At 49.0% G+C, this 1,088-nt stretch carries 1 rRNA gene; it reads left to right on the top strand.

Going from position 1 to position 1,088, the window contains the following annotated elements:
* Positions 1–1,088, top strand: a 23S ribosomal RNA gene (locus tag ABZW17_RS46725); the annotation flags it as partial.

Genomic DNA, 1,088 nt, shown 5'->3' with positions numbered 1-1,088 from the left:
GTGCGTAATAGCTCACTAGTCGAGTGACCCTGCGCCGAAAATGTACCGGGGCTAAACATATTACCGAAGCTTTGGATTGATATTTTATCAATGGTAGGAGAGCGTTCTTAACCGCGATGAAGGTATACCGTGAGGAGTGCTGGAGCGTTAAGAAGTGAGAATGCCGGTATGAGTAGCGCAAGATAAGTGAGAATCTTATCCACCGTAAGACTAAGGTTTCCAGGGGAAGGCTCGTCCGCCCTGGGTTAGTCGGGACCTAAGGCGAGGCCGAAAGGCGTAGTCGATGGACAACTGGTTGATATTCCAGTACTAGATATGATCGTGATGGAGGGACGCAGTAGGCTAAGAGATGCCAGTTAATGGATTCTGGTCTAAGCAGTGAGGTGTGAGATGTGTCAAATGCATTTCTCTTTAACATTGAGCTGTGATGGGGAAGCAACTACGGTTGCGAACTCTCTGATGTCACACTGCCAAGAAAAGCTTCTAGCGTAAAGTCATATCTACCCGTACCGCAAACCGACACAGGTAGTCGAGGCGAGTAGCCTCAGGTGATCGAGAGAACTCTCGTTAAGGAACTCGGCAAAATAGCCCCGTAACTTCGGGAGAAGGGGTGCTGGTGTAAAAGCCAGCCGCAGTGAATAGGCCCAAGCAACTGTTTATCAAAAACACAGCTCTCTGCTAAACCGCAAGGTGATGTATAGGGGGTGACGCCTGCCCGGTGCTGGAAGGTTAAGAGGAGTGCTTAGACGTAAGTCGAAGGTATGAATTGAAGCCCCAGTAAACGGCGGCCGTAACTATAACGGTCCTAAGGTAGCGAAATTCCTTGTCGGGTAAGTTCCGACCCGCACGAAAGGCGTAATGATTTGGGCACTGTCTCAACGAGAGACTCGGTGAAATTTTAGTACCTGTGAAGATGCAGGTTACCCGCGACAGGACGGAAAGACCCCATGGAGCTTTACTGTAGTTTGATATTGAGTACCTGTAAGTCATGTACAGGATAGGTAGGAGCCATTGAAATAGGGACGCTAGTTTCTATTGAGGCGTTGTTGGGATACTACCCTTGACTTATGGTTACTCTAACCCGCTGG

Origin of the sequence: Amycolatopsis sp. NPDC004625, from assembly GCF_040609695.1 — a bacterium.
Classification (GTDB): Bacteria; Actinomycetota; Actinomycetes; order Mycobacteriales; family Pseudonocardiaceae; genus Amycolatopsis.
This window is presented reverse-complemented; position numbering and strand designations above follow the sequence as displayed.